Here is a 24,006-nt window from a genome sequence, read left to right as displayed (position 1 = left end):
CGGGCCCACGGAACACCCGTGACCATGCCCCGCGCGGCGGGCCGAGCAGGTAGAATGGCGCCATGGATTCCGTCGCCTGGCCCGACAGCCCCGCCCTGCTCATGACCACACGCGCCGGCTTCGAGAGCGACGCCGCGGCGGAGCTCACCGAGCGCGCCGCCGAGCAGGGCTACTACGGCTACTGCCGGGCGCGCGCCGACACCGGCCTGGTCGAGTTCCGCGCCCACGACGGCGGCGCGGTCGCCGGGCTGCAGGAGGCGCTGGCCTTCCCGTCGCTGATGTTCAGCCGCCAGTGGCTGGCCGGGCCGGGCTGGCTGACGGACCTGCCCCCGGAGGATCGCCTGTCGCCGCTGCTGGCATCGCTGCCCTCGGGCGCCCGATACGCGGACGTCTTCCTGGAATACCCCGACACCAATGACGGCAAGGCCCTGTCGCGGTTCTGCCGCGGATTCGGCCGCGCCGTGCATGCGGCCCTGGAGAAGCGCGGCCTTCTGGACCCGCGGGCCGCCCGGCGCCTGCACCTGCTGTTCACGGACTCGGCCACCGTGTTCCCGGGGGTGGCCCCGACAGCCAACAGTGCCCCCTGGCACCTGGGGATTCCCCGGCTGCGCATGCCCGGGGATGCGCCCAGCCGGTCCACCCTGAAGCTGGAGGAGGCCCTGCTCACGCTGCTCACGGAACACGAGCGCGAGCGGTTCCTGGCCCCCGGCCGTACGGCGGTGGACCTGGGTGCGGCGCCGGGTGGCTGGACGTGGCAGCTGGTGCGCCGGGGCATGCACGTCACGGCGGTGGACAACGGCCCCATGGCGGCGACGCTCATGGACTCCGGCCTGGTCACCCACGAGCGCCGGGACGGCTTCCGCTTCCGCCCGGCGCGCCCGGTGGACTGGCTGGTGTGCGACATGGTCGAGCAGCCCGGGCGCATCCTGCCGCTGGTCGGCCGCTGGCTCGCGCACGGCGACTGCCGCCAGGCCGTATTCAACCTCAAGCTGCCCATGAAGCAGCGCTACGCCACCGTGCGCGACGGCCTGCAGCGCCTGCGGGAAACACTGGACCAGGCGCGCTACCCGGCCTGCATCCGCTGCAAGCAGCTCTATCACGACCGCGAGGAAGTCACCGTCTCGGTGGTCCCCGCTTCCTGAAGGTCGTCGCCGAGGCCGCTCGCCGCCAGCAGCGGCTCCAGAGCCAGGCGGAAGCCCACGGCGATGGGTGCGCCGTCGTGATGCAGCACCCCGCAGTCACCGACTTCCCGCCAGGCCCCGTCGAGCCCGATATCGATGCGGAAGCCGGCCACCGGCCCGCTGCCGGCGGACGGCAGCAGCCGGTACGGGCAGCCCGGCAGCGCCGCCGCCATGGTCGGGCGCACCAGGCCCGCCAGGGCGATGGAGTCGGTCTCGCCCAGCACCCAGTAGTCGAGCTGATGGCCGGTCAGCGCCGTGGCACCGGGCTGCCGCCCGCCGCAGACGAGCCCCGGGCAGCGGACAACCAGCCCGGGGCTTGCCTCGGCGAGCACATCCGCAAGCGCGGCCAGCACCGTCTCGGTGGTACTGTGCCGCAACTGCCAGCCGTCCCGGCCCGCCACCAGAGGCGGCGTGCGCAGGGTACGGCGGGGACGGCCGGGGTTGCCGCCGTCGAGGCGCTCGACCAGCGTCTGCATCGGGTGGTCCCCCTGCGCGGGGTCGGTACAGTCGCGGCGCTCCATGAGGGCGCGAAGGGAATCCGGTCGATCCGTACTGTCGGTCATGCCAGCTCCTGTTCCGTGCAACCGTCCCGAACCTGCCAACGAAAACGCCCCCGATCTCGGATCCGGGGGCGTTCGGTGACGGTCGCCTTTCAGGTGGATTCCATCAGCGCAACAGGGCACCTCCCCCGGAACGGTCTACGAGACCGGGGCTGGTAAATCGCCAGTCGGAACGCCAGCAGAAATGACCGCTTTCGTGAATCATGGCAAGCAACATAGCACCCGGCGCCGCCGCGGCGCAAATCCGCGGCGGCGGTCCCCCCGGGAATCGGCACGCCCGACTGCTATGCTTGGGTTAACCCTTGCCTTCAACGGGCGGCCGCGAGCGGGAGGCCACCGCCATGAAACGGTTTCACGTCGCCCTGGCCGTCGCCGACGTCGAGGCGAGCATCCAGGACTACACCCGGCGACTGGGCGTGGAGCCGGAGCTGGTGGTCCCGGGCCGCTATGCCCTGTGGCGCACGGCGGAGGTCAACCTGTCGGTGCGCCACCTGCCGGAGGAGGCCGGCACCGTCCGCGAGCTGGGCTGGGAAGACACCAGTGCACCCACGCTGAGCATCGACTACGACATCAACGGCCTGGTCTGGGAGCGCTTCTCGCCCGCCGACCAGCGCCGGGAAATCGCCGCACTCTGGCCGCCCGTGGCCAACGGTACCGGCTAGTTTCCTGTAACGCGCCGCGCCGCTCAGCCCTCCTCCACCAGTGTGGCGGCATCGCGGGCCCAAGCCTTGGGCATGAGGCTCGCGATGCGGGGATCCCCCGTCGCGCGGTCGTAGATCAGCTGTCCCAGGCCCAGCACGTACCCCCGGTACCGCAGCACCACGTAGCCCGGCCCGGTGCAGGCGGCCAGCTGTGACGACGCCAGGCCGGTGATGTCCGCCCGGTCGAGATACGCCTGGGCCTGATCACGGCCGAGATCCACGTGATTGCGCGTCGCCGCGCCGCCGTAGAGCATGGCGGCGGCGGTGGTCGGCTTGGGCGGCATGCTCCGGCGACGGACGGCGGGCAGGCCGAGCATCACCGGCGCCGGGGCCTCGGGGTAGCGATGATCCACCGGCGCCAGGTGCAGGTGCTTGTTGCCGCGCTTGACCGGCACCACGCCGGCAAACGCCGAATCCGGAATGCCGAAGCGCTCGGTCAGGGGCGCCAGCCACTCCCGGGGTTCCTCCGGCGGCCGGAACCAGCGCGGCTCCGGCAATGCCTCGCCGTCGCCGCTGCGCTCCAGCACGGCGACGAAGAAGCCGCCGGTATCGTTGCGGTGGGGCCACACGCGGAGCGTGTCGGCGACCGAGGGGTGATACGTACGGCCCGCCCAGTGCGTCACGCCCGCGTCCGCGGCCAGGCCGTCGAGCCTCGCCGGCACCACGCGCAGGCCGTCGCCGTGGCGCTGGAGAACCGTGTCGACAACCGCCTCGTTCTCCTCCGGCGCAAGCGTGCAGGTGGCATACACCACCCGCCCCCCGGGCCGCGTCAGGCGGACGGCGCGCTCCAGCAGGCGCACCTGGGTCGCCGCCTGGCGGCTACGGAACGCTGCGTTGCTGGCGTGGGGGTGGGCGACCTTGCGGAACGTGCCCTCGCAGGTGCAGGGGGCGTCCACGAGCACCCGGTCGAACATGCCGGCGCGGGCGCCGATGCTCTGCCCGTCCTGGGCCGTGATGACCACGTTCATCAGGCCCAGGCGCTTGATGGTCTGCCGCAGCGCCGCGAGCCGGCCCTTCTGCAGGTCGTTGGCCATGACTGTGCCGCGGTTGCCCATGGCGACGGCGATCTGCGCGGTCTTGTTGCCGGGCGCCGCGCACAGGTCCAGCACCCGCTCCCCGGGCCGGGGATCCAGGAGCGTGACCGGGAGCATGGACACCTCTTCCTGCACCTGGAACAGTCCCGCCAGGAACCCCCAGTGCCTCCCGGGCCGGGCATCCGGCGGCAGGCGTACGCCCCCGGACCACCAGCGCATGGGCGCCGGATCCAGGCCGTCGGCGACCAGGATGTCCATGAGCTCATCCCGGGACAGCCGCAGCGGATGCGCCCACAGCGTCGCCGGCAGGGGCCGCAGCAAGGCCTGAACCAGCGCTTCGGGATCGTCCACGATGCCGTGGTAGCGCCGGCACAGCTGCCGGGCCAGCGACTCACGGTCGGGTTGCAGGGGATGCTGACCCACGGCGTTCACGAGCCGCCTCCTCGGTTTAAACGGCGCGCCATCGTACCCGATCGGCATTCACGGATTAAGGAAACGTTTCCTCAGGAGCGGGCGGTATCTTCCGCCTCGTCCTCCACCACCTCCGGCGCATCGGCTTCGTCGCCCAGGAACACGTCGCGGTAGGAGACGTACAGCAGCGCCCCGCAGAACGGCAGCAGGATGATGAAGGCCCAGCCCGCGGTCACCACCAGGGCCGCGACGGCGATCATCAGCAGCCCGGTGAGCCCCATCACCGGCACGGGATTGAGCGGGTACGCCCTGGCGCTCATGGCCATGGCCGGGGGCAGCGGCGGCTGGTGCAGCACCATCATCGGCAGGATGAACCACTGCCCGAAGGCCAGCAGCATCAGCAGGATGCCCAGCAGGGCGGCGCCGAACAGCACACCGGGCACCAGTATCGGGCCGAGCAGGGTCTGCCGCAGCGGCGGCTCGGCGGGCAGCCCGTCGCCGCGCACCGGCTGCCACAGCCCTGCCTGCTCCACGAATGTCCGGAAGCCGTCGACCAGGGGATCGGTCATGGCGATCAGGGCCCCGTGCAGGGCCATGGCCGCCGCCGCGCATCCCACCGCGAGCAACAGGTCGCCGTTCACGGGCATCAGCTGGGTCGGCCGCGGCCGGCGTGCGTGGTCGACGAACCACGCCAGCCGCACGAACACCATCAGGCCCAGGGTGACGCACAGCAGCATGGCAAACCGGCGGACCGGCAGCCACTCCACCAGGTGCACCGCGTACAGGAGGACCATGAGCAGCGCCAGCGCGCTGCCGGTATACAACGGCCGCCCCGCGAGCAGACGCACGGCCTCGCGCGCCCATTCACTCCAGGCGTCCGGCTCGACCTCACGGGGCCCCAGGGCAGACATGGGCGGGCGCGCTCTCCAGTGGCAGCGGAATAACGGCGGCCAGCGCCGGGCGTGTGCTCAGAGGCCGCCCATGCGCGCCGGCTCGACAATCTCGATCCAGTATCCGTCGGGATCCCTGATAAAGGCGATTCCTTTCATCTTGCCATCGTCGGGGCGCTTGACGAACGCCACGCCCAGGTCCTCGAAACGCTGGCAGGCCGCATAGACATCCGGCACCGCCACAGCGATGTGCCCGAACCCCTGGGGCGGCTCGTTGCCGCTGTGATACTGCACGGACGGATCGTTCTCGCTGCCCCAGTTGTGCGTGAGTTCCAGCACGGCTTCGCGGCCGAAGGTCCACGCCGTCCGCTCGCCCTCGTCCACGGGCACGCCACCGGCTTCGTCCTCCGGAATCAGCGCCAGGAAGTACAGCGTGAACTCCATGGCCGGGAACTCGAGCTTGCGCACAAGCCGCATGCCCAGCACCCGGGTGTAGAAATCCAGGCTGCGCTCCGGGTCCTTGATGCGCAGCATCGTGTGATTCAGGGCGAACCCCCAGGTCTGCGGGTCGGGCTGTTCGCAGAGCCCCGGTGCGGAGTCGAAATGCCGTCCCATGATGTCCTCCTGCGGATCCTGTGACTGGCGACGCAGACCGGCAACGATACCCGTTCGCCCGGAGGGAACAAAGCGCTCCCGGGCGAAGCCGCAACCCGCGTCGTTCTCGCGTCCGGCGGCAACCCGCGTTATGGTTGCCTGGTGCGGGTGACCCGCGGGCCGAACCCCGTCCGCGATCACCCCCGGTTTCCTCTGGCACCAATAACGAACGAGGGAGAAGCCCCCATGAAACGACGTCATTTTCTCACTGCCTCCGGTGCGACTGCGACCGCGGTCGCCGCCAGCACCGTCTACTCCCCCAACGTCATCGCCCGCAACCGGACCTTCCGGCTGGAAATGCCCACGTCCTGGCCGGCCGCGCTGGACAACCTCTACGGCACCGCCGAGTACTTCGCCCGGCGCATCGGCGAGATGACCGACGGCGACGTGCAGGTCCGCACCTACCCCGGCGGCGACCAGATCGGGCCCCTGGAGGTGTATGACGCCGTCTCCAGCGGCGCGTTCTCCTGCTGCCATACGGCACCCTACTACTACATCGGGCAGTCGCCGGCGCACGGGTTCTATACCTCCATTCCGTTCGGCATGACGCTCACCGAGCAGAATGCCTGGATGCTCGCCGGCAACGGGCAGAAGCTGTGGGACGAGCTCAACGCCCGCGACAACATGATCGCCTTCCCGGGCGGCAACACCAGTGCCCAGACCGGCGGCTGGTTCAACGAGCGCGTGGAGTCGCCGGAGGACCTGCGCGGGCTGCGCATGCGCTTCCCCGGTCACGGCGGGCGCGTCATGGCCAAGGCGGGTGTCAACATCCAGCAGCTGCCCGGCGGCGAGGTCTACACCGCCATGGACCGGGGTGCCCTGGACGCGGCCGAATGGGTCGGCCCCTACGACGACATGACCCTGGGCATGCACGAGGTCGCCCGGTACTACTACATGCCCAGCTGGGCCGAGCCCAGCGCCATGCTCGGCTTCTACTTCAACCTGGACGTCTGGAACGACTTCCCCGCGGACATCCAGCACCAGATCAAGGCATGCTGCTACGAGGCCAACAGCTGGATGGCGGCCCAGTACCTGAGCACCAACCCCGAGGCGCTGAAGACGCTCCAGGAAGAGCACGGCATCGAGGTGCTCAACTTCCCGGACTCCGTGCTGGATGCCTTCCGCGAGGGCGCGGCGGAAGTCCACGAGGAAGACATGAACGACGAGATGTACGCGCGCATCTACGAGGACTGGGTGGCGTTCCGCGACAAGCTGCGGGGCTGGAACCAGCGCACCACGTACCAGTACCGCGACTACATCTTCAATCGCTGATGTCGACCGGCGGACGGGGCCGGGCCCCGTCCGCTTCCCGCCGACGCGCCTAGTTGCCGGCGAGACCGGGCAGCCACAGCACCAGCTCCGGGAACAGCACCAGCACCACCAGCATCAGAAGCTGGATGGCGATAAACGGCACGATCCCGCGATAGATATCCCGCGTGCGCACGCTCGGCGGCGCGGCTCCCCGCAGGTAGAACAGCGCGAAACCGAACGGCGGCGTCAGGAACGACGCCTGCAGGTTCATGGCGATCAGCACGCCGAACCACACCGGGTCGAACCCGAGGCGGATGGCCACCGGCGTGACCAGCGGCACGACGATGAACGTGATCTCGATGAAGTCCAGGAAGAACCCGAGCACGAAGATGGTCAGCATGACCAGGAACAGGAAGCCCCACTTGCCGCCGGGCAGATTCGACAGGAAGTCCTCGACGATCCAGTGGCCGCCCAGGGCATTGAAAACCATCGCGAATGCGGTGGCGCCGACCAGGATGATGAACACCATGCTGGTCAGGCGGACGGTCTCCTCGTTCACCGCCGTCACGTTGGCCAGCGTCAGCCGGCCGTTGAGAAAGGCGAGAATGCACGCGCCGAAGGCCCCCATGGCGCCGGCCTCGGTGGGACTGGCGATACCCATGAAGATGGTGCCCAGGACCACCGCTACCAGCGCCAGGGGCGGCACCAGGCTGCGGGCGACCGCGAGCCCCAGGTTGCTCACGGCGAAATCCTCGTCCACGCTCGGCATGGCCGGAGCGCGGTCGGCCTTGACGTAGGCATAGAGGGCGATCCAGACGATGTACAGGCTGGCCAGCACCAGACCCGGCAGCAGCGCCCCCATGAACAGGTCACCGACGTTCACCCGGGTCATCTGGTCGCCCAGGATGATCAGCACGATGCTCGGCGGGATGACCTGCCCCAGGGTGCCGCTCGCCGCAATGGTGCCGCTGGCGAGCCCGCGGTCGTAGCCGTACTTGAGCATCACCGGCAGCGCCAGCACCGTCATGGTCACCACGGACGCGCCGACGACGCCCGTCGATGCCGCCAGCAGGGCGCCGACGGCCACCACGGAGATCGCAAGCCCGCCGCGCATGCGCCCGAACAGCCGGCCCATGGTCTGGAGCAGATCCTCGGCCAGCCCCGAGCGCTCCAGCATCACTCCCATGAACACGAAAAACGGCACTGCCACCAGCGTGTAGTTGTCCATGATGGAGCCGAAGATCCGCTGCGGCAGGATCGTCAGCCGCCGGGCGCTGAACGCCGGCTCCCACGGAAACGACAGCACGCCCAGGGTGGGCAGCAGGTCACTGAACAGCACGGTGAACACCACCGCCGAACCGCCCAGCGCGAACGCCACCGGGTAGCCGGTGAGAAGGAACACCACCAGCAGCGGGAACATCCAGAAGGCGAGATAGTCCATTACCCCTGGTCCCCTTCGGCCACGGCCCGACGCATGTCGTCCTCACCGGGCCCGGGTGCGCCGGGCACGCCGCGCAGCCACGCCGCCCGCTTGATCATCTCGCTGCCGGCCTGCAGCAGGAGCATGGCGAAGGCAACGAGAATCACCGTCTTGAGCGGATACCGCGGGAGCCCGCCCGGATTGGGGCTTGACTCCATCACCTCCCAGGAATGGGCCACGTAGTCGACGCTGAAGTACAGCGCGAAGACGCAGAACGGGATCAGCAGCAGGGCCGTGCCGATCAGGTCCACCCAGGCGCGCGTGCGCTGGCTGCAGGCGGCGTAGATGATATCCACGCGGATGTGGCCCTCGCGCCGCAGCACATACGCGGCGGCCAGCAGGAACACCAGCGAATAGGCGTAGGTCTGCGCTTCCAGCAGGCTGTTGCTGCTGAGCTGCATGCCCAGGTAGGCCCCCAGGTAACGGCCGACCACGTTGATCACGCCGATGGCCACCATGAGCAGGGCGACCCAGCCCATGGCGCGACCAACAAAGCTGTTGCACGCGTCGATGACGCGCGCGACCCGCAGCAAACCAAGCATGCCCATCCCCGAGGCTGTTCAAACCGACGGCAAAGCGGGGATCATAACGGTCGCACAACAGGGGTGCAAAAGTGCCGGGGCATGGCCCCCGGGATGTTTCCCGCGGACGATGGCAGGGTATGATCCATGCTGTCCCTACCGAGGAGTGCCACCGATGGCGTATTGGCGCAGTCTGCTGCTGGTCCTCCTGCTTGCGGCAAGCACCGCTCATGCAGATTTCAATGCCTGCCGCGACCGGCTGCGGGACCAGGCGCGCGAAGCAGGGATCACGTCCGAGGCCGCCATGCAGGCCGTGGCAGGGGTGCAGCAGCGGGAGCGCGTCATCGAGCTGGATCGCAGCCAGCCCGAGTTCCTCCGCACCTTCCGCGCCTACCTGGATCGCCGGGTCACCGACGAGCGCGTCGAGCGGGGGCGCCGCCTGCTCCGGGAGCATGAAGCGCTGCTACGGCGGGTCCACCGCGACTACGGCGTACCGCCCGCCTACCTGGTGGCGTTCTGGGGGCTGGAGACCAATTTCGGGGATCACTTCGGCGGCCTGCCGGTGCTGGATGCCCTGGCCACGCTGGCATGCGATCAGCGCCGCTCGGAATTCTTCACCGAGCAGTTCCTGGAGGCGCTGCGCATCGTCGACGCCGGCGACATGCAGCCCGAGCGCATGCGCGGCTCCTGGGCGGGCGCCATGGGCCACATGCAGTTCATGCCCTCCACCTTCGCCGCCCATGCCGTCGACTACGACGGCTCCGGGCGCATCGACATCTGGAACAGTCTCGCGGACGCCTTCGGCTCCGCGGGCAGCTACCTGCGGGCCGCCGGCTGGCAGCCCGGGGAGCGCTGGGGCCGGGAGGTGCAGCTGCCGGGCGACTTCGACTACAGCCAGGCGTCGCTGGACACCCGGCGCCCGATCCGGGCGTGGTCCGGGCTCGGGGTCCGCACCGCCGCCGGCGACGCGCTGCCCCGGGCCGACATGGACGGCAGCATCGTCCTGCCCGCCGGCCACGACGGCCCGGCCTTTCTCGTCTACGACAACTTCCGGGTCATCCTGCGCTGGAACCGCTCCGTTTCCTACGCCATCGCCGTGGGTCACCTGGCCGACCGCATCCGCGGGCTCGGCGGGCTGCACACACGCTGGCAGGAAGAGGCCCTGAGCGTCGACGCCGTCCGGGAAACCCAGGAGCTGCTCAACACCCTGGGTCATGACGCCGGCGAACCGGACGGCCTGCCCGGCCCCAGCACGCGGGCGGCCATCCGCTCCTTCCAGCAGGCGGCGGGCCGGCCGGCCGACGGCCACCCCGACCCGGCGCTCCTGGAGGCACTGCGTGAGGCGGTGGACACCGACGACGATTGACGACGACCAGGGGCTCGTCCCCCTGCGGGCGCCCCTGGTCGCGGCGCCGGCGGCACTGGCTGCCGGTATCGCTCTCGCCTGGCTCCTGCCCGCGGGCGCCGGGCGGCTGGAGCCCCTCCTGTTGCCGGTGCTGGCACTGCTGCTGTTCACCGTCTTCACACGCATCACCTGGCGGGACCTGCGCCCGGCGGCGGACGGCCGGCGGTTCCTGGGGGTGCTCGGCATCATCCACGGCGCGGCCATCCCCCTGCTGGTCGCCGCCCTGGTGCTGCCGCTGGCCACGGATGTCACCGCGCGCGTCACGCTGCTGCTCGTCCTCCTCGCGCCGTCGACGTGGTGGTTCGCCACCTTCGCCCACGGCGGCGGCGGCAGCGTCCAGCAGGCCACACTGGCCCTGCCCGTGCTGCTGGCCGGGCAGCTGCTCCTGGTCCCGCCCTGGCTGGTGGTGCTGGCAGGGGGAGCGGGGCGCGCCGCCGTCGCCACGGACGAGGTCCTGGTGATTCTGGCCGCGATCATCCTGGCGCCGCTGGCGCTGGCGATGCTGCTCGGCACCCTGGCGCGCACGGTGCGGGGCGTGGCCCCCGTGCACCGGTACGCCCCCCGCTGCACGGCGCCGCTGGCGATTGCCGCCGTGTTCCTGCTGGCGGCCGGCCACGGCCGGGCGTGGCTCGACCAGCTACCGCAACTGGCCATGGCCGCCGGCATTTGCGCCACCTACGCCGTTGCAGCGCCTCTGCTATCGGTGGCTGCCGCGCGCCCGCTCGGGCTGAGCGCCGTCGCCGGGCGAACCCTGCTGTTCAGCATCGCCGCCCGCAACGGCGTGGTGGCGCTGCCCTTCGCGCTGACCCTGCCCGAGCCGGCGCTTGCCACAGGCATCCTGGTGGTCCAGGCGTTCGTCGAGCTCGGCCTGCTGTGCCTGCACGCACGACTGGCGCCGGTGCTCCTGCCGGATCACCCGTCCGGCCCCTGGAACAGGGAATGAACCGCCAGCGGCTGGGCGTTGCGCAGGATGCTCGACGGATTGAGCCCGAACAGCATGCGGAAGTCCCGGGCCAGCTGCCCCGGATCCCGGAACCCCGCCTGCTGGGCCGCCTCGGTGATACTGCCGCTGCTGCCGATGGCCATGGCCAGCCGCTGGATCCGCGTCCAGAGCCGGTAGCGGCCCAGGGATACGCCGAGCTCGTCCCGGAACAGCTGCCCGAGCCGTTCCTGCGACACGCCCACGCGCCGCGCCAGGTGCTCCTGATCCAGGGGCGGCCCCGGGGCGTCCATCAGCAGCCGGACGGCCCGGCTGACCCGCGGGTGCAGGGGCTGCGGCTGGGGACCGGGGAGGTGCGCGTTGAGCCGCTCCAGCAGCTTCTCCGGGACCACGTCGCCCAGCGCGGCCCGGGCCATGATTTCGGGAAGCTCCGCGCTCAGGACCGCCGGAAGCCCGTCCATCGCGAGCGGGTCCGCGCCCAGCTGCCGGGCGTGACGCGCCACCGGATGGTGGGGCCCGAGCAGCAGCTGACCGATGCGTGTTCCCTGGTACCGGCTGGGCGGCACGGTCGCCCCGGGCAATGCCCACACGCTGCGCACGAGCCGGGCGCCGTCAGCGCCCATGGTGAACGGCCCGTCGATCCCCAGCAGCAGCGTGTGGGCCGGGTTCCGGTGCGCGTCCACCGCGTCCAGGCGGCCGGTGAACAGCGTCCAGTCATAACCGATGAACAGCTGGGCCGATTCCATGGGCTGCGCCACTCCATCCGTTACTGAACCGGCGCGCCCCGTCCCGGCAGCTAGCGCACCGTTCGCTCGACAAACGGGAACACGTTGGTAAACCCGAGAATATCGGTAATCAGCAGGACGAGAAAGACGAACACGGCCGCCCCAACGACCGAGCCGACCCCGGCGCCCGCCGGCTGCTCGTCCATGCGCGCGCTCAGCTCCTCCAGCTCCGCCGCGGTGAGCGCGTGCACGCGCGCCTCGGCGTCCTCGGGATCCACGCCCCAGCTCACGAGCCGGTCGCGTACCTCCTCGCGCTCGAGCAGTGCGAGCACCTCCTCCCGCGTTTGCTCCAGCTCCTCGGCGCCGGCCACCGAACGGGTGTCGATCATGCTCGCCTGAGCGGCGGGCAGCCAGACGGTGACGGCCAGAAACAGCCCGGCCAGCAGCGCCGCCAGCCCCCGGAAAGTCGTTCCTCGCTGCACCATAATAACCCCCTGTATCCCGTGGTATGCCTGTCCGGGCACTATTGCCGTGTGCAAGCCGTGACGCAAGCCCGGTTTCCGATTTCATCAAACCAGCTATGCTGTGCTCCGTCCACGTGTCACCGCTGGCAGACAGATCACTGCAGGAGCCCATGCCCGCCGAACCGCACCCCGCTGCCACGATCATCCTGCTCCGCGACGGCCGCCCGGCGCCCGAGGTGCTGCTGCTCAAGCGTACCGCCACCACGCGTTTCGGGCCGGGGGCATACGTGTTTCCGGGGGGAGCCGTCGACGCCCAGGACGCCGGCGACGGCCAGGCGCCCTGCGCTCTCGGGGACACCGTGGCCAGCAACGAGCTGGGGGTACGCTCGGGCGGCCTCGCCTACCGGCAGGCAGCGATCCGCGAGTGCTTCGAGGAGGCGGGCGTTCTGCTCGCCTGCTCCCGGCACGGGGTTCCGCTGGACATGCGCGAGCCAGACCTGGCACGGCGGTTCGCGGACCACCGGTATGCCCTGCGCCGGCAGCAGCTGACCTTCGCAGCGCTCTGCCACCGCGAGGACCTGCGGCTGTACGGGCCGTCCCTGCACTACGTCAGCCACTGGATCACACCGCCCCACTCGCCCCGGCGCTTCGATACCCGGTTCTTCCTGGCGGTGGCGCCGCCGGGCCAGGACGCCACGTGCTGCGGCGAGGAGACCGTGGCACACGCCTGGCTGACGCCCACCGCCGCGCTGGCGGCGCAGCGCGCCGGGGACATGGAGCTCATGACACCGACCCGTCACACCCTGGAGCGGCTGCGCCACTACGGCAGCGTCCCGGCCCTTCTGGAAGCCATCGCCGGCGCCGGCGGCCCCTCCGGCGAGCAGCTCCCGGGACACGGCCTGGTGGAGCAGCGCATTCCCGCCCCTGCCTGACACCCCCTGCCCAGGATCGACACGATCTCGTGCCCGCCGGCGGCGTTGTCGTGCACAATACCGGTAAGCGACGATAGCGAAGAACAATCAAGGGTGCGCACCGCCGTGAACGAACTCCCCCGCGACGCTGCGCGGCTGATCGACGAACTGGGACTCGCCCCGCACCCGGAGGGCGGCTGGTATCGGCGCCTGCACACGGGCACAGTGAGCGTCCGCCGCCCCGACGACGAGCAGCGCCCCGGTGTCACGCTGATCCACTATCTGTTGCCCGCGGGGGCACACAGCGCCTGGCACCGGGTCGACGGCGACGAGATCTGGCACTATCTCGGCGGCGATGCCCTGGAGCTGCTGCACCTGGATCAGCGCGGGCGCTACCGGGCGACGCGGCTGGGACCGATGCCGGAGGCTTCCCCGGTCACCGTCATTCCCGCGGGTGACTGGCAGGCGGCGCGCCCCCTGGGGCAGTGGACCCTGGCCGCCTGCGCCGTGGGCCCGGGATTCGCCTTCCACGGATTCGAGCTGCTGCGCGAGCGCGATGACGCGCCGGCATGGCTCGCGGGCCATGAGCAGCATCTCCGGGAGCTGCTGTGATCGGGGCCATCCACGTGCTGCTCGTCATCACCGCGGCCAACGCGGCGCCGGTCCTGCTCGGCCTGCTTCTCGGACAGCGCCCGGGCACGCCAGTGGACGCCGGGCGATACTGGCGGGATGGCCGGCGCGTGTTCGGTCACGCCAAGTCCGTCCGTGGCCTGCTGGTGGCGGTGGCGGCCGCCGGGCTCACGGCGGCGGTGCTGGGCCTGCCGCTGCTAGCGGGGCTTCTCGCCGGAGCGCTGGCGATGGCCGGCGATCTGCTGTCCAGCTTCGCCAAGCGCCGCATGGCCCTGCCGCCCAGCAGCCGTTTCCTGGGCCTGGACCAGACACCGGAAGCACTGCTGCCGCTGCTGGCGCTCATGCCACTCGCCAGCATCAGCGCCGCCAGTGCGGTCACGGGCGCGGCGCTGTTCATCATTCTCGGGCCGCCGGTCTCCTGGCTCCTGTTCCGGGCGGGCATCCGCCGGGAACCGCACTAGCTGAACAAGCTCGCGCGGCCGCCGCGCTCAGTCCTGCGGCCGATGATCCAGCCGGTGGATCACGGCTTCCGCCGGGCAGTTGAAGCGCACGTCCAGGACCGACGATCCCGCCCCCACGGACGTGTAGCCGCGCAGCTCCTGCCACGTCCAGGCGCCGCCGGTGAGCGCGCGCGGGCAGACCGCGTTGGTGACCAGCGGCAGCCCGCCGGGCAGCCGGATCTGGCCGCCGTGGGTGTGGCCGCAGAGCATGGCGTCGACGCCGGCATCCGCCGCCTCGCGGTAGGCTTCCGGCGAATGGGCGAGAAGGAGCACGGGCATGGACGCCGGGCGCTGCTCCAGGGCCCGGGCGATGTCGTGCTGGCGATAGTAGTGGGGATCGTCGATACCGGCCAGCCAGATGCCGCTGCCCTGGCCGTCGCCCAGCACGACCCCCTCGTTCAGCAGCACCCGGATACCGAGGGCCTCGATGGCCGGGACCATGCGGATACTGTCGTGGTTGCCCAGAATGGCGTAGACGGGGCCGTCGAGGACGCGGCGAACGCGCTCCAGCCCCGCCAGAGCGGGCGTCGGGTCGCCGTTAGTCTGGTAGCGGAAATCGCCGGTGATGACGCAGGCGTCCCACTCCAGGCCGACCAGCTGCCCTGCCAGCTCGTCGGCGAACGCGGCGTCGACGTCAATGTGCAGGTCGCTGAGATGCAGCAGCCGGAAGCCGCGCATGCCGGCGGGCAGATTCGGCAGGCGCAGGGCGTGATCGCGGACATGGAGACGGCGGGCGTTGCGCTGTCCGCGACGATACAGGCCGCTGACCCGGAGGAATAGCCGCAGCCCGGCGCGGCTCAGCGCGAGATTTTCCGGGTGCAGCGTCCCTGCTTCCCTGTCGAACACCGGCTCGCCGCCACCGTTTTCCCGCTCCAGCCTGGCGGTGAGATAGCCGTTCCGCACGCGCCCGTTGAGGTAGCGGCCCAGTGCATCGTTGTCCTGCATGCATGCCCCTGCAATCTGCGCAACCGCACCTTGTGCCGGTGTCGCTCTCCAACGTATCACGGTTCAGCGGGCGGTGCCGGCACCGCCGGGACAAGCGGCTTCAGGCCGCCGGCGTATGCCGCCGCCCACGCCGCCGGAGCATGCGGCCGACCGCGCCGCCCCAGGTCTTGCGCCGGCCCTTGCCCTGCTGGCCGGCCAGGGCGGCTTCCTGGGCCGCCAGGGCCTCGAGCCGCGCCTCCACCTCGCCCCTGCGGGTCTCGGGCAGTTCCGCCAGCACCGCGGTCCGGGTGGATGTGTCGGCATTGCGCAGCGTTTCCACCAGGCTGTCCACGCCGGACAATACGGCCAGTCGCCGCCGGTTGTCGCCGTTCAGGGCACCCAGCAGGGTCGCCCGATCCACGGCAGGCAGGGCCATGTACCCCATCGCCGCACGGTTGAACGGCAGTGCGCGGAATGCGCGGACCCGGTCGTCCAGGGGCAGGAGCTGCAGCCAGCCTGCCAGCTCCGAGGCGGACCAGTCCGCAATATCCGCCGGCAGCTGCAGGCGTCCGTTCCGATAGATCAACTGCTTCCCGTTCACGCCGACCCCCTTCCGACACGACCGCCGCGGTGATGGTCGCCAACCGCCATCACAACCTGCGTTATGCTACGCTGCACAACTTTATAAAGCAATGACGATGCGGGGATTTTCTGTGACGCACGTCACTTTCCGGCAACACGTCCGGGGCATCGGGTACCGGCTGCGGAATTCCCTCGCACGCGCGTTCCGGGTACGCTCGGGCGCGGTGCCGAGCGCAACCCGAAGGGCCGCCCCGCGCGGCGACTGCACGTAGCCGGGAGACCCATTCATGATGACGTACATGGCCGTGGCGGTCGGCGGCGCCCTCGGGGGTGCCCTGAGGCATGCGCTGGGAAGCTGGGCGGACCGCCGCGTACCGGGCACGTTCCCCTGGGGCACGCTTCTCGTGAACGTTACCGGGTGCCTTGCGGCGGGATTTCTCACGGGCATGCTCGCATCCCGCCAGGGCCCGCTGGTGACCGGGCTGCTGGTGGGGGTGTGCGGCAGCTACACCACCGTGTCGGCGTTCAGCCTCCAGACCCTGGCCCTGCTGCAGCAGGGACGCGGGCCGGCGGCCGCAGCTTATGCCGGCCTCTCCGTCGCCGGCTGCCTGGCAGCCGCAGCCATCGGGCTGGCCGCCGCACTGCCGGGCGGCAGCGCCTGAATGCGGAGCGGCGACACGCTCATGGTCGGCCTGGGCAGCGCCGCGGGCGCGGTGCTCCGGCAGCTCGTCGCCGATGCCTACGGCCCGGCGACGGCCGACGCCATGCTTCCCTGGGACACCCTGACCGTGAACGTCGTCGGCTGCCTGCTCATCGGCTGGCTCGCCGCATCATCCCGCCCCGGCGGCCGCGTGCCCCTGCCGCGGGCACGCGTGCTGTTGCTCACGAGCGGTTTCTGCGGCGGATTCACCACCTTCTCGCTGTTCAGCCTGGAATCCGTGACCAGGCTGTACGCCGGGGACGTCGTGTCGATGCTGGCGTATGCCGGGGCCACCGTCATTCTCTGTCTCGCCGGGGTCTGGACGGGCGACCGGCTGGCACAGCGAACGCGGCCGCGCCATCACCGATGAACGGCCCCGGCACATGCCTTCAGCGGCTCGCCTGGTAGCGGCGCGCCTCTCGCTGCAGCCGCGCCTCCACCCGGCGATTCTCCAGCTCCCGCTCCACGGCGGCGCGGAGCTCGCGCAGGGCATCACGATCCATCGCCGCGAGGTTCCATTCACTCGTGCCCGGGCCGGCGGTATCACCCGGCATCGGCGTTGCCTTCCAGCGCAGCCAGCCGCTGCTCCAGCTCCTTCTGCGCGGTGACGTCCTTCTGGATACCGATGTAGTAGGTCAGCTGGTCACGGTCGTTGTAGACGGGCGTGATACTCAGCTCGTTCCAGAACATGCTGCCGTCCTTGCGGTAGTTGCGCAGGACCTGGCGGCTGGAGCGGCCCTCCCGCAAGGCCGAGCGGATCTCGTCCAGCGGCTCCTGGTCCCGGTCGTCCGCCTGCAGGAAGCGGCAGTCCCGGTAGAGGATCTCGTCGGCGCTGTACCCCGTGAGCCGCTCGAACGCCGGATTCACGTAGATGATCACGTTGTCCGGCCCCTCCTGCTCGGCGATGACGATGCCGTCATTGGAGGCGTTCACCAGCATGCGCAGCAGGTCCGGGGGAATGGTTTCCAGATCATTCATCGACTGCGTACTGACCTTCTCAGAAGTAGTGTCATCCCGGCGGCGGATCACTTCCGGGCCGAGCGTACCGACTCGAACGCGGCGGCACCGACGATCAGTGCGCCTCCGATGATTGTGCGGGAGCCGGGCAGCTCGGACAAGACGAGGGCGGCGAAAACCGTGGCGTAGACCACCTGGAGGCAGTTGATCAGGCTCACGGACACGGCACTGTGGCGCAGCAGGGCATTGGCGAACAGCGTGTGGGGCACCGCCGTGAACACCACGCCCAGGAGCAGGAGCAGCGCCCAGCCCGTCGCGGGCAGCTGCCACGACGCCCGGGAGAGGAACGGCGCCGTCACCGCCAGCACGACGGCCACCTGGTAGAACAGCGCCGTTCCCCCGGAGTAGCGGTGGAAGTGGTGCCTCTGGATGACATTGCGCAGGGCGTACAGCAGGGCCGACAGCAGGCCCCACAGAACCCCCTGGGTCGTGGCGTCCTCCAGCGAGAACGCCGGGACCATCAGGTAGACGCCCAGGACCACGGCGCACCCCCCGAGAAGGTCCACGGAGCTCGGCGGGCGGCGGTTGAACAGCGGCTCGATCAGCACTGTCATGACCGGGAAGGTGAACATCGCCACGACCCCGACGGCAACGGTGGCGACCTGCATGGCGTGAAAGTAGGTCACCCAGTGGACCGCGAACAGCACGCCCAGGCCGACCACCAGCGCGTAGTCGCGGCCGGACCGCAGGCGGATGCTGGCGCGCGTGGCCAGGAACATCCCCGCCAGGGCCAGCGCGGCGAACAGGCTGCGCCAGCTGATGATGTCCAGCGCCGGCAGGGGAACCAGCTTCGAGAACAGCGGCGTGCCGCCGAGGAGCAGGATGCCGAAATGGAGCTGCAGCAGCGCTGCGTGCCTTGTCAGAAAACCCACTGCCCCTCCTCAGGTCGGCCATGGAGCGGCGGCGGTACAGCCCCACGGCAATAGTCGCGTAGTATAGGGCGCCGGAGCGCGTAGTCGCAGCCAGGAACCGGGAGGAAGATCGTGACCGCAGCCAGGGAGCACAGTGCCACGACGCCGGGCGAGCGCGTCGCCGTCGTAGCGGGGCTGCGTACCCCGTTCGCCCGCCAGCTCACCGCCTTCAGCGACCTCAACGCCATCCAGCTCGGCACCATGGTGACCACCGAGCTTCTGACGCGCCTGGACCTCGATCCGGCGCTGGTGGAGCGTTTCGTCTACGGCCAGGTCGGCATTCTTCCCGAGGCGCCCAACATGGCGCGGGAAGTCATGCTCGGCGCCGGCCTGCCGCCGGACACCGATGCCTACAGCATCTCGCGGGCCTGCGCCACCAGCTTTCAGACCACCGCCGACGTTGCGCAGGCGATCCGCCTGGGCGATATCGAGGTCGGCATGGCCGGCGGCGCGGACTCCACGTCGGTGCTGCCCATCCAGTTCAGCCGCAAGCTCTCCCGGGCGTTCATCCACTCCACCCGGGCCAGGGGCGTGCTGGCCAAGCTCAAGCTCTTCCGCGGCATCCGGCCGAAGGATTTCGCTCCCCGGCCACCGGCGGTGCGCGACTATACCACCAACCTCGGCATGGGCGAGATCGCCGAGCAGATGGCGAAGAACCACGGCATCTCCCGGCAGGCCCAGGACGAGCTCGCCCTGCGCTCGCACCAGCGCGGGGCGCGGGCGTGGCAGGAAGGCAAGCTCGCCGACGAGGTCATGACCGCCTTCGTGCCGCCCTTCGATGGCACGCCGCTGCAGCAGGACAACAACGTCCGCGCGGATTCCACCATGGATGCCCTGGCCCGGCTGCGGCCCGCCTTCGACCGCAGCCACGGCACCGTGACCGCCGCCAACAGCACACCGCTGACCGACGGCGCGTCCACGCTGGTGCTCATGAAGGAAAGCCGGGCGCGGGCGCTGGGCTACGAGCCCCTGGGCTTCATCCGCTCGTCGGCGTTCGCGGCCATCGACCCGTTCAACGACGCGCTCATGGGTCCGTCCCATGCAACGCCCATCGCCCTGGACCGGGCCGGGCTGAAGCTGCACGACATGACGCTGGTGGACATGCACGAGGCGTTCGCCTCGCAGACCCTCGCCAATATCAACAACTGGCCGTCGAAGCGGTTCGCCCGGGACGTGCTCGGCCGCGATGAGCCCATCGGCGAGATCGACTGGGAGCGCTTCAACGTCCTCGGCGGCTCCATCGCCTACGGCCATCCCTTCGCGGCCACCGGCGGCCGCATGATCATCCAGACCCTGAACGAGCTGCGGCGCCGCGGCGGCGGGGTGGCACTCACCACCGCCTGTGCCGCGGGCGGGCTCGGGGCCGCCATGGTCCTGGAGGTAGCGTAATGGCAGCAACGGACGCGGAGACGGGCAGCATGACGTCGCTTTCCCTCCACCGGCGCGATGACGGCATCGCCGTGGTCACCGTCGATCTGCCCGGCGAAAGCCACAACGTCCTCAACCGCACGCTGATGGCCGAGGCGGAGCAGTGCGCCGACACCCTGGAACGCGACGACAGCATCCAGGGCGTGGTGTTCATCAGCGGCAAGGCCGATTCGTTCATCGCCGGCGCCGACATCGAGATGCTCCACGCATGCGCCAGCGCGGCCGAGGTCACCGAGCTCTCGCGCGCGGGCCAGGCGTTCATGGACCGCATCGCCGGCTTCCGGGTGCCCGTGGTCGCCGCCGTCAACGGCGCCTGCCTCGGCGGCGGCCTGGAGCTGGCACTGGCCTGCCACGGCCGCGTGTGCACCGATGCCGACAGCACCGCCCTCGGCGTGCCCGAGGTGATGCTGGGCCTGCTTCCCGGCGGCGGCGGCACCCAGCGGCTGCCCCGCCGGGTGGGCATCCGGGCGGCCCTCGACATGGCGCTCACCGGCCGCCAGATCCGGCCGCACAAGGCCCGCCGCATGGGCCTGGTGGACGACGTGGTCCCCGCCCCGATCCTGGAGGATGCCGCCGTGCGGAGGCTGCAGCAGCTGCAGGGCAGCCGCGCCGGCGCGGGACGCCGCAGGAGCTGGCTGGAATGGCTCCTGGAGGGCAATCCGCTGGGACGGCGCATGGTGTTCGACCAGGCCCGCAAGCAGGCGCAGGGCCGCAGCCGGGGCAATTACCCCGCCCTGCCGCGGATCATCGAGTGCATGGAGACGGGGCTGCAACGGGGCCTGGAGGCCGGGCTGGAGCTGGAGGCCCGCCGCTTCGGCGAGCTCGCCATGACCCCGCAGGCCCGGCAGCTGATGAACATCTACTTCGCCACCACGGCCATGAAGAAGGATGCCGGAACGGACGCCCCGTCGGCGGCGCCGCGGACGATCCGCCGGACGGCCGTGCTGGGTGCGGGGCTCATGGGGGCCGGCATCGCCTTCGTGACCACGCACAAGGCCGGGCTTCCCGTGCGCCTCAAGGACATCGCCGCCGACAACCTGAACAAGGGCCTGCGGCACATCCACGAGCAGATCCGCGAGAGGCGCAGGCGGGGTGGCGTGACGCCGTTCCAGGCCGATCTGCAGCTCAATCGCGTCACGCCGGCCCTGGACTACTCCGGCTTCGCCGGCGTGGACGTGGCCATCGAGGCGGTGTTCGAGGACCTGGACCTGAAGCACCGGATGGTCCGGGACGTGGAGGCCCACGCCGGCGATCGGACCATCTTCGCCACCAACACGTCGTCCATCCCCATTACGCGGATCGCGGAAGGCGCCGCCCGGCCGGAGAACGTCGTCGGCATGCACTACTTCTCCCCTGTGGAGAAGATGCCCCTGCTCGAGGTCATCGCCACGGAGCACACGGCCCCCGAGGTGGTTGCCACCACCGTCGACCTGGGGCGGCGCCAGGGCAAGACGGTGATCGTGGTCCGCGACGGCGCCGGCTTCTACGTCAATCGCATCCTGGCGCCGTACATCAACGAGGCCTGCCATCTGCTGCGCGAGGGCGTGGCCATCGACCGGGTGGACGAGACGCTGAAGAACTTCGGCTTCCCGGTCGGGCCGTTCGCCCTCCTGGACGAGGTGGGCCTGGATGTCACAGCCAAGGTGGCGCCCATCCTTCACGAGGCGTTCGGCGAGCGCATGAAGCCCGTCGCCGAGGCCGATGCCATGCTCGCCGACGGCCGCTACGGCAAGAAGAGCCGCAAGGGCTTCTACCGCTACGACGGCAAACGCAGGAAAGGCGGCAAGCAGGTGGATGAGTCCGTCTACGAACTGCTCCAGGTCAAGCCCGACAACCGGGCCTCGGAAACGGAGATCGTCGACCGGACGGTGCTGCTCATGGTCAACGAGGCCGCACGCTGCCACGACGAGGGCGTCCTCCGCAGCCTGCGCGACGGCGACATCGGTGCCGTCTACGGTATCGGCTTTCCGCCGTTCCGCGGCGGCCCGTTCCGCTACATGGACGCCCGCGGCATACCGGCCATCGTCGAGCGCCTGCAGGCGCTGCGCGACCAGCACGGCGAGCGCTACGCCCCGGCGCCCGTCCTCGAGCGCATGGCGGCCAGCGGCGAAGGCTTCCACGCGGATTGAGACCGCCGTAGGAGCGAGCCGTAGGAGCGACATGAGTCGCGACCTCCCAGAGAACCTGATCTCTGGGAAGTCGCGGCTGAAGCCGCTCCTACACGGCTCCGGTGAAGCCCGCTGCGGAATCCTGTGGGAGGGGCTTTAGCCCCGACGCTCTGTAAACATCCTCATCTGCAATGTCGCGACTGACGTCGCTCCTACGGTTACTCCTACGGCGGGGTCGTCCGTGGCTCGCCGGGGTGCTGGGCCCGGTCGCGGCATGCCAGCAGGGCGCTCTCGACGGCGTCCCAGTCCGGTGCCCGGTCGGCGCGGGCGATGCACTCGACGCGGCTGTCGGAGCGCCAGGCGCTGGCGCGCACGCTCAGGGCGCCCTCGGCCCGGTCGAACAGCAGCCAGTCGTCGCCGCAGCGGAATACGCCCTTGACGCGATCCGCCGACTCGATCCCCCGCAGCGCCTCGGCCAGCCGATCGCGGTCGAAACCGTCCTGCGGATGGAACAGCCACCCGCAGGCATCCAGCCCCTGCCCCGTATTGCGGCGCCGAACCGGCTGTCCGGGCAGCGGCTGCGCGACCGCCGCCGGCTCGTGCCCGTGGTCGTGCCCGTGCTCGTGGGCCCCGGGGAACAGCGCCTTGCGCTCCGGGTCCGCCCGGGCATCGAGCCACGCCGGATCCAGGGCGCCGTCCCGGGTCGTTGCCACCCGTGCCTTGGGCGGGAACTGCTCCGCCGCCCAGCCCCGGAAATGCGCCAGCTCTGCCTCGCTGCACAGATCCGCCTTGTTGCCGATCAGCACGTCGGCGAGCTCGACCTGGTCCCGGAACGTCTCGTGCCGGGTCACCTTCGGCTCCTGCAGGCGCCGGGGATCGACCAGGCAGACCGTGGCCCGCACGTCCAGCGCCTCGGCGAACCCCTCCTCGCGCAGCACGTCCAGCACCCGCGCCGGATGGCCGACGCCCGTGGGCTCGATGAGCAGCCGGTCCGGGCGTGCCTCGCGCAGCAGCCGCGCCAGCGTCACGCGCAGGGGTGCGCCCAGGGTGCAGCACAGGCACCCGCCCGGGAGCTCGCGGACGGTGGCCGCGGCCGGATCCGCCACCGCCGCCTGGTCCACGGCGACCTCGCCGAACTCGTTGACCAGCACGGCCCAGCGCTGCCCGGCGGGCGCCCGCTCCAGGAGGCTGCGCACGGCGGTGGTCTTGCCGACCCCGAGAAACCCCGTGATCAGGTTCGTGGGTACGTTGGTGATCTTCGCGGGCGACATGGGCCCCTCTCGCTGGTCATTCGCAACGATTCGCGCTTGCCGGGCGATGCCCGGGCGTCCGGTACACCAGCCTACTGCATGAACGCCCGCGCGCCGAGGGCGCGGTAGTGCGGCACAGCGGTCCGCTTTCGTGAACGCGGTCTCATCGAACAGGCGGTCGAGTGCTCTAGGCTTGGATGCTCGGCATGTCTGACGGACCACGACAGGTGAAGCGACCATGACGCCCTTCGCGACCCTTTTCGCCGCCATCGCCGCCCTGCTGCTGCTGAGCCTCATCGCCGTACTGACGTGGAGCGTGGGGCGCGAGCAGCAGCATGAACGGCAGCTGCGGGAGAAGGACGCCGATTACGCCGAGGCGCTGCGTCGCCAGGGCGAGCTCAGGGCCGAGACGGAGCGCCTGCGGGGCGAGCAGGTCCGGAGTGCCCAGCGGGCCAAGCGCATGGAGGAGCACTTCCGCCGGCGCGGCGAGCTGATCCGGGAGCTGGGCCTCGACCCGGGCCGGCTCGAGCAGGGCTACGACAGTCTCCACGGCGTCACCGCCATCAGCCGCATCCGCATCGGTATCCTCCTGGCGGCGACGCTGCACCGCACGAGCCTCGAGGAGGTCGCCGCCACCGCCGGCGGCCGTACGGAGCGCGTCTTCCAGCAGATGACCGGCCGCCTGGCCCGGGGGGACAACGGCTACCAGCAGGACCAGCAGGCCCGCGATCTGCTCACCCGCATCATCGACGACCACACCATCGAGCGGCCGGTAGCCCCGCCGGCCGGGGACGACGAATACGTCGAATGACGGCGCAATCCGCGCGC

Annotated in this window: 27 protein-coding genes; 13 read left to right on the top strand and 14 right to left on the bottom strand. The window is 70.6% G+C overall.

From position 1 onward, the window contains the following. Positions 1-62: 62 nt before the first annotated feature. Positions 63-1,142, top strand: coding sequence for a 23S rRNA (cytidine(2498)-2'-O)-methyltransferase RlmM (rlmM, locus tag QWY84_RS10090; RefSeq protein ID WP_290202460.1), 1,080 nt, complete (start codon positions 63-65; stop codon positions 1,140-1,142). On the opposite strand, the gene QWY84_RS10085 is transcribed toward rlmM, so the two are convergent. Continuing rightward, the gene (locus QWY84_RS10085; RefSeq protein ID WP_290202459.1) at positions 1,097-1,744 is read right to left on the bottom strand and encodes a hypothetical protein; all 648 of its coding nucleotides are present in this window, start codon (positions 1,742-1,744) and stop codon (positions 1,097-1,099) included. The genes rlmM and QWY84_RS10085 overlap by 46 nt on opposite strands. A gap of 338 nt (positions 1,745-2,082) precedes the next feature. Between QWY84_RS10085 and QWY84_RS10080 the strand changes: the two genes are divergently transcribed. Further along, the gene (locus QWY84_RS10080; RefSeq protein WP_290202458.1) at positions 2,083-2,403 is read left to right on the top strand and encodes a VOC family protein; all 321 of its coding nucleotides are present in this window, start codon (positions 2,083-2,085) and stop codon (positions 2,401-2,403) included. A gap of 23 nt (positions 2,404-2,426) precedes the next feature. On the opposite strand, the gene QWY84_RS10075 is transcribed toward QWY84_RS10080, so the two are convergent. The 3 genes from QWY84_RS10075 to gloA all read right to left on the bottom strand — a co-directional run bounded on the left by QWY84_RS10075 (position 2,427) and on the right by gloA (position 5,392). Beyond that, positions 2,427-3,908, bottom strand: a complete 1,482-nt coding sequence (locus QWY84_RS10075) for an RsmB/NOP family class I SAM-dependent RNA methyltransferase (protein ID WP_290202457.1) — start codon at positions 3,906-3,908, stop codon at positions 2,427-2,429. 71 nt (positions 3,909-3,979) lie between these two features. Next, on the bottom strand, positions 3,980-4,798 hold the full coding sequence (locus tag QWY84_RS10070; protein WP_290202456.1) for a hypothetical protein: 819 nt from the start codon (positions 4,796-4,798) through the stop codon (positions 3,980-3,982). Between the two features lie 57 nt (positions 4,799-4,855). Further along, entirely contained in the window at positions 4,856-5,392 is a 537-nt protein-coding gene (gloA, locus tag QWY84_RS10065) for a lactoylglutathione lyase (protein WP_290202455.1), read from the bottom strand. A gap of 225 nt (positions 5,393-5,617) precedes the next feature. Between gloA and QWY84_RS10060 the strand changes: the two genes are divergently transcribed. Further along, on the top strand, positions 5,618-6,703 hold the full coding sequence (locus tag QWY84_RS10060) for a TRAP transporter substrate-binding protein (RefSeq protein ID WP_290202454.1): 1,086 nt from the start codon (positions 5,618-5,620) through the stop codon (positions 6,701-6,703). Between the two features lie 49 nt (positions 6,704-6,752). Here the strand turns inward: QWY84_RS10060 and QWY84_RS10055 are convergent, their stop codons facing one another. After that, positions 6,753-8,123, bottom strand: coding sequence for a TRAP transporter large permease (locus QWY84_RS10055; protein ID WP_290202453.1), 1,371 nt, complete (start codon positions 8,121-8,123; stop codon positions 6,753-6,755). After that, on the bottom strand, positions 8,123-8,704 hold the full coding sequence (locus tag QWY84_RS10050) for a TRAP transporter small permease subunit (RefSeq protein ID WP_290202452.1): 582 nt from the start codon (positions 8,702-8,704) through the stop codon (positions 8,123-8,125). Before QWY84_RS10050 ends, QWY84_RS10055 begins: the two co-directional genes overlap by 1 nt. A 154-nt stretch (positions 8,705-8,858) precedes the next feature. Between QWY84_RS10050 and QWY84_RS10045 the strand changes: the two genes are divergently transcribed. Then, positions 8,859-10,049, top strand: coding sequence for a lytic murein transglycosylase (locus QWY84_RS10045; RefSeq protein ID WP_290202451.1), 1,191 nt, complete (start codon positions 8,859-8,861; stop codon positions 10,047-10,049). After that, complete coding sequence (locus tag QWY84_RS10040) at positions 10,021-11,031, top strand: hypothetical protein (protein ID WP_290202450.1); 1,011 nt, start codon at positions 10,021-10,023, stop codon at positions 11,029-11,031. Before QWY84_RS10045 ends, QWY84_RS10040 begins: the two co-directional genes overlap by 29 nt. On the opposite strand, the gene QWY84_RS10035 is transcribed toward QWY84_RS10040, so the two are convergent. After that, the gene (locus QWY84_RS10035; RefSeq protein WP_290202449.1) at positions 11,001-11,774 is read right to left on the bottom strand and encodes a helix-turn-helix transcriptional regulator; all 774 of its coding nucleotides are present in this window, start codon (positions 11,772-11,774) and stop codon (positions 11,001-11,003) included. The two genes, QWY84_RS10040 and QWY84_RS10035, sit on opposite strands and share 31 nt — an antisense overlap. A 50-nt stretch (positions 11,775-11,824) precedes the next feature. Next, positions 11,825-12,238, bottom strand: coding sequence for a PA2779 family protein (locus QWY84_RS10030; RefSeq protein ID WP_290202448.1), 414 nt, complete (start codon positions 12,236-12,238; stop codon positions 11,825-11,827). A gap of 149 nt (positions 12,239-12,387) precedes the next feature. Here QWY84_RS10030 and QWY84_RS10025 point away from each other — a divergent pair, with 149 nt between their 5' ends. The 3 genes from QWY84_RS10025 (at position 12,388) to QWY84_RS10015 (ending at position 14,219) form a co-directional block, all read left to right on the top strand. Next, positions 12,388-13,149, top strand: a complete 762-nt coding sequence (locus tag QWY84_RS10025) for an NUDIX hydrolase (protein WP_290202447.1) — start codon at positions 12,388-12,390, stop codon at positions 13,147-13,149. A 105-nt stretch (positions 13,150-13,254) separates the two neighbouring features. Beyond that, complete coding sequence (locus QWY84_RS10020; protein ID WP_290202446.1) at positions 13,255-13,740, top strand: cupin domain-containing protein; 486 nt, start codon at positions 13,255-13,257, stop codon at positions 13,738-13,740. Further along, complete coding sequence (locus QWY84_RS10015) at positions 13,737-14,219, top strand: CDP-archaeol synthase (protein ID WP_290202445.1); 483 nt, start codon at positions 13,737-13,739, stop codon at positions 14,217-14,219. Before QWY84_RS10020 ends, QWY84_RS10015 begins: the two co-directional genes overlap by 4 nt. Positions 14,220-14,246: 27 nt before the next feature. On the opposite strand, the gene QWY84_RS10010 is transcribed toward QWY84_RS10015, so the two are convergent. Together QWY84_RS10010 and QWY84_RS10005 are read right to left on the bottom strand one after the other, a co-directional pair. Further along, a complete protein-coding gene (locus QWY84_RS10010) occupies positions 14,247-15,203 on the bottom strand; it encodes a metallophosphoesterase (protein WP_290202444.1) in 957 nt (318 codons plus the stop codon). Positions 15,204-15,303: 100 nt separating this feature from the next. Next, positions 15,304-15,783 (bottom strand): magnesium and cobalt transport protein CorA, encoded by a 480-nt coding sequence (locus QWY84_RS10005; RefSeq protein ID WP_290202443.1) that lies wholly within the window; start codon positions 15,781-15,783, stop codon positions 15,304-15,306. A gap of 268 nt (positions 15,784-16,051) precedes the next feature. On the opposite strand from QWY84_RS10005, the gene QWY84_RS10000 reads away from it, so the two are divergent. Together QWY84_RS10000 and crcB are read left to right on the top strand one after the other, a co-directional pair. Continuing rightward, positions 16,052-16,426 carry a fluoride efflux transporter FluC gene (locus QWY84_RS10000; protein ID WP_290202442.1) on the top strand — a complete coding sequence of 125 codons (375 nt, stop codon included), beginning with the start codon at positions 16,052-16,054 and terminating at the stop codon, positions 16,424-16,426. Next, complete coding sequence (gene crcB / locus QWY84_RS09995; RefSeq protein ID WP_290202441.1) at positions 16,427-16,834, top strand: fluoride efflux transporter CrcB; 408 nt, start codon at positions 16,427-16,429, stop codon at positions 16,832-16,834. 19 nt (positions 16,835-16,853) lie between these two features. On the opposite strand, the gene QWY84_RS09990 is transcribed toward crcB, so the two are convergent. Genes QWY84_RS09990 through QWY84_RS09980 form a run of 3 tightly spaced genes read right to left on the bottom strand, consistent with a single transcriptional unit; the run spans position 16,854 to position 18,353 of the window. Next, positions 16,854-17,018, bottom strand: a complete 165-nt coding sequence (locus QWY84_RS09990) for a hypothetical protein (RefSeq protein ID WP_290202440.1) — start codon at positions 17,016-17,018, stop codon at positions 16,854-16,856. Further along, a complete protein-coding gene (locus QWY84_RS09985; protein ID WP_290202439.1) occupies positions 17,008-17,442 on the bottom strand; it encodes a PAS domain S-box protein in 435 nt (144 codons plus the stop codon). The genes QWY84_RS09990 and QWY84_RS09985 overlap by 11 nt, the downstream gene beginning before the upstream one ends. A gap of 47 nt (positions 17,443-17,489) precedes the next feature. Then, the gene (locus QWY84_RS09980) at positions 17,490-18,353 is read right to left on the bottom strand and encodes a DMT family transporter (protein ID WP_290202438.1); all 864 of its coding nucleotides are present in this window, start codon (positions 18,351-18,353) and stop codon (positions 17,490-17,492) included. Positions 18,354-18,464: 111 nt separating this feature from the next. Here QWY84_RS09980 and fadI point away from each other — a divergent pair, with 111 nt between their 5' ends. After that, positions 18,465-19,781: an acetyl-CoA C-acyltransferase FadI gene (gene fadI, locus QWY84_RS09975; protein ID WP_290202437.1), complete on the top strand. Its 1,317-nt coding sequence runs from the start codon at positions 18,465-18,467 to the stop codon at positions 19,779-19,781. Beyond that, a complete protein-coding gene (gene fadJ, locus QWY84_RS09970) occupies positions 19,781-21,949 on the top strand; it encodes a fatty acid oxidation complex subunit alpha FadJ (protein ID WP_290202436.1) in 2,169 nt (722 codons plus the stop codon). Before fadI ends, fadJ begins: the two co-directional genes overlap by 1 nt. A 203-nt stretch (positions 21,950-22,152) precedes the next feature. On the opposite strand, the gene QWY84_RS09965 is transcribed toward fadJ, so the two are convergent. Beyond that, complete coding sequence (locus QWY84_RS09965) at positions 22,153-23,199, bottom strand: CobW family GTP-binding protein (RefSeq protein ID WP_290202435.1); 1,047 nt, start codon at positions 23,197-23,199, stop codon at positions 22,153-22,155. Between the two features lie 217 nt (positions 23,200-23,416). Between QWY84_RS09965 and QWY84_RS09960 the strand changes: the two genes are divergently transcribed. Then, positions 23,417-23,989 (top strand): hypothetical protein, encoded by a 573-nt coding sequence (locus QWY84_RS09960; RefSeq protein ID WP_290202434.1) that lies wholly within the window; start codon positions 23,417-23,419, stop codon positions 23,987-23,989. The last annotated feature ends 17 nt before the right edge of the window (positions 23,990-24,006 follow it).

The organism is Aquisalimonas lutea, assembly GCF_030409225.1.
GTDB classification, from domain to species: domain Bacteria; phylum Pseudomonadota; class Gammaproteobacteria; order Nitrococcales; family Aquisalimonadaceae; genus Aquisalimonas; species Aquisalimonas lutea.
Note: the sequence above shows the minus strand (reverse complement) of the source record. Positions and strands in the feature narration are given on the sequence as shown.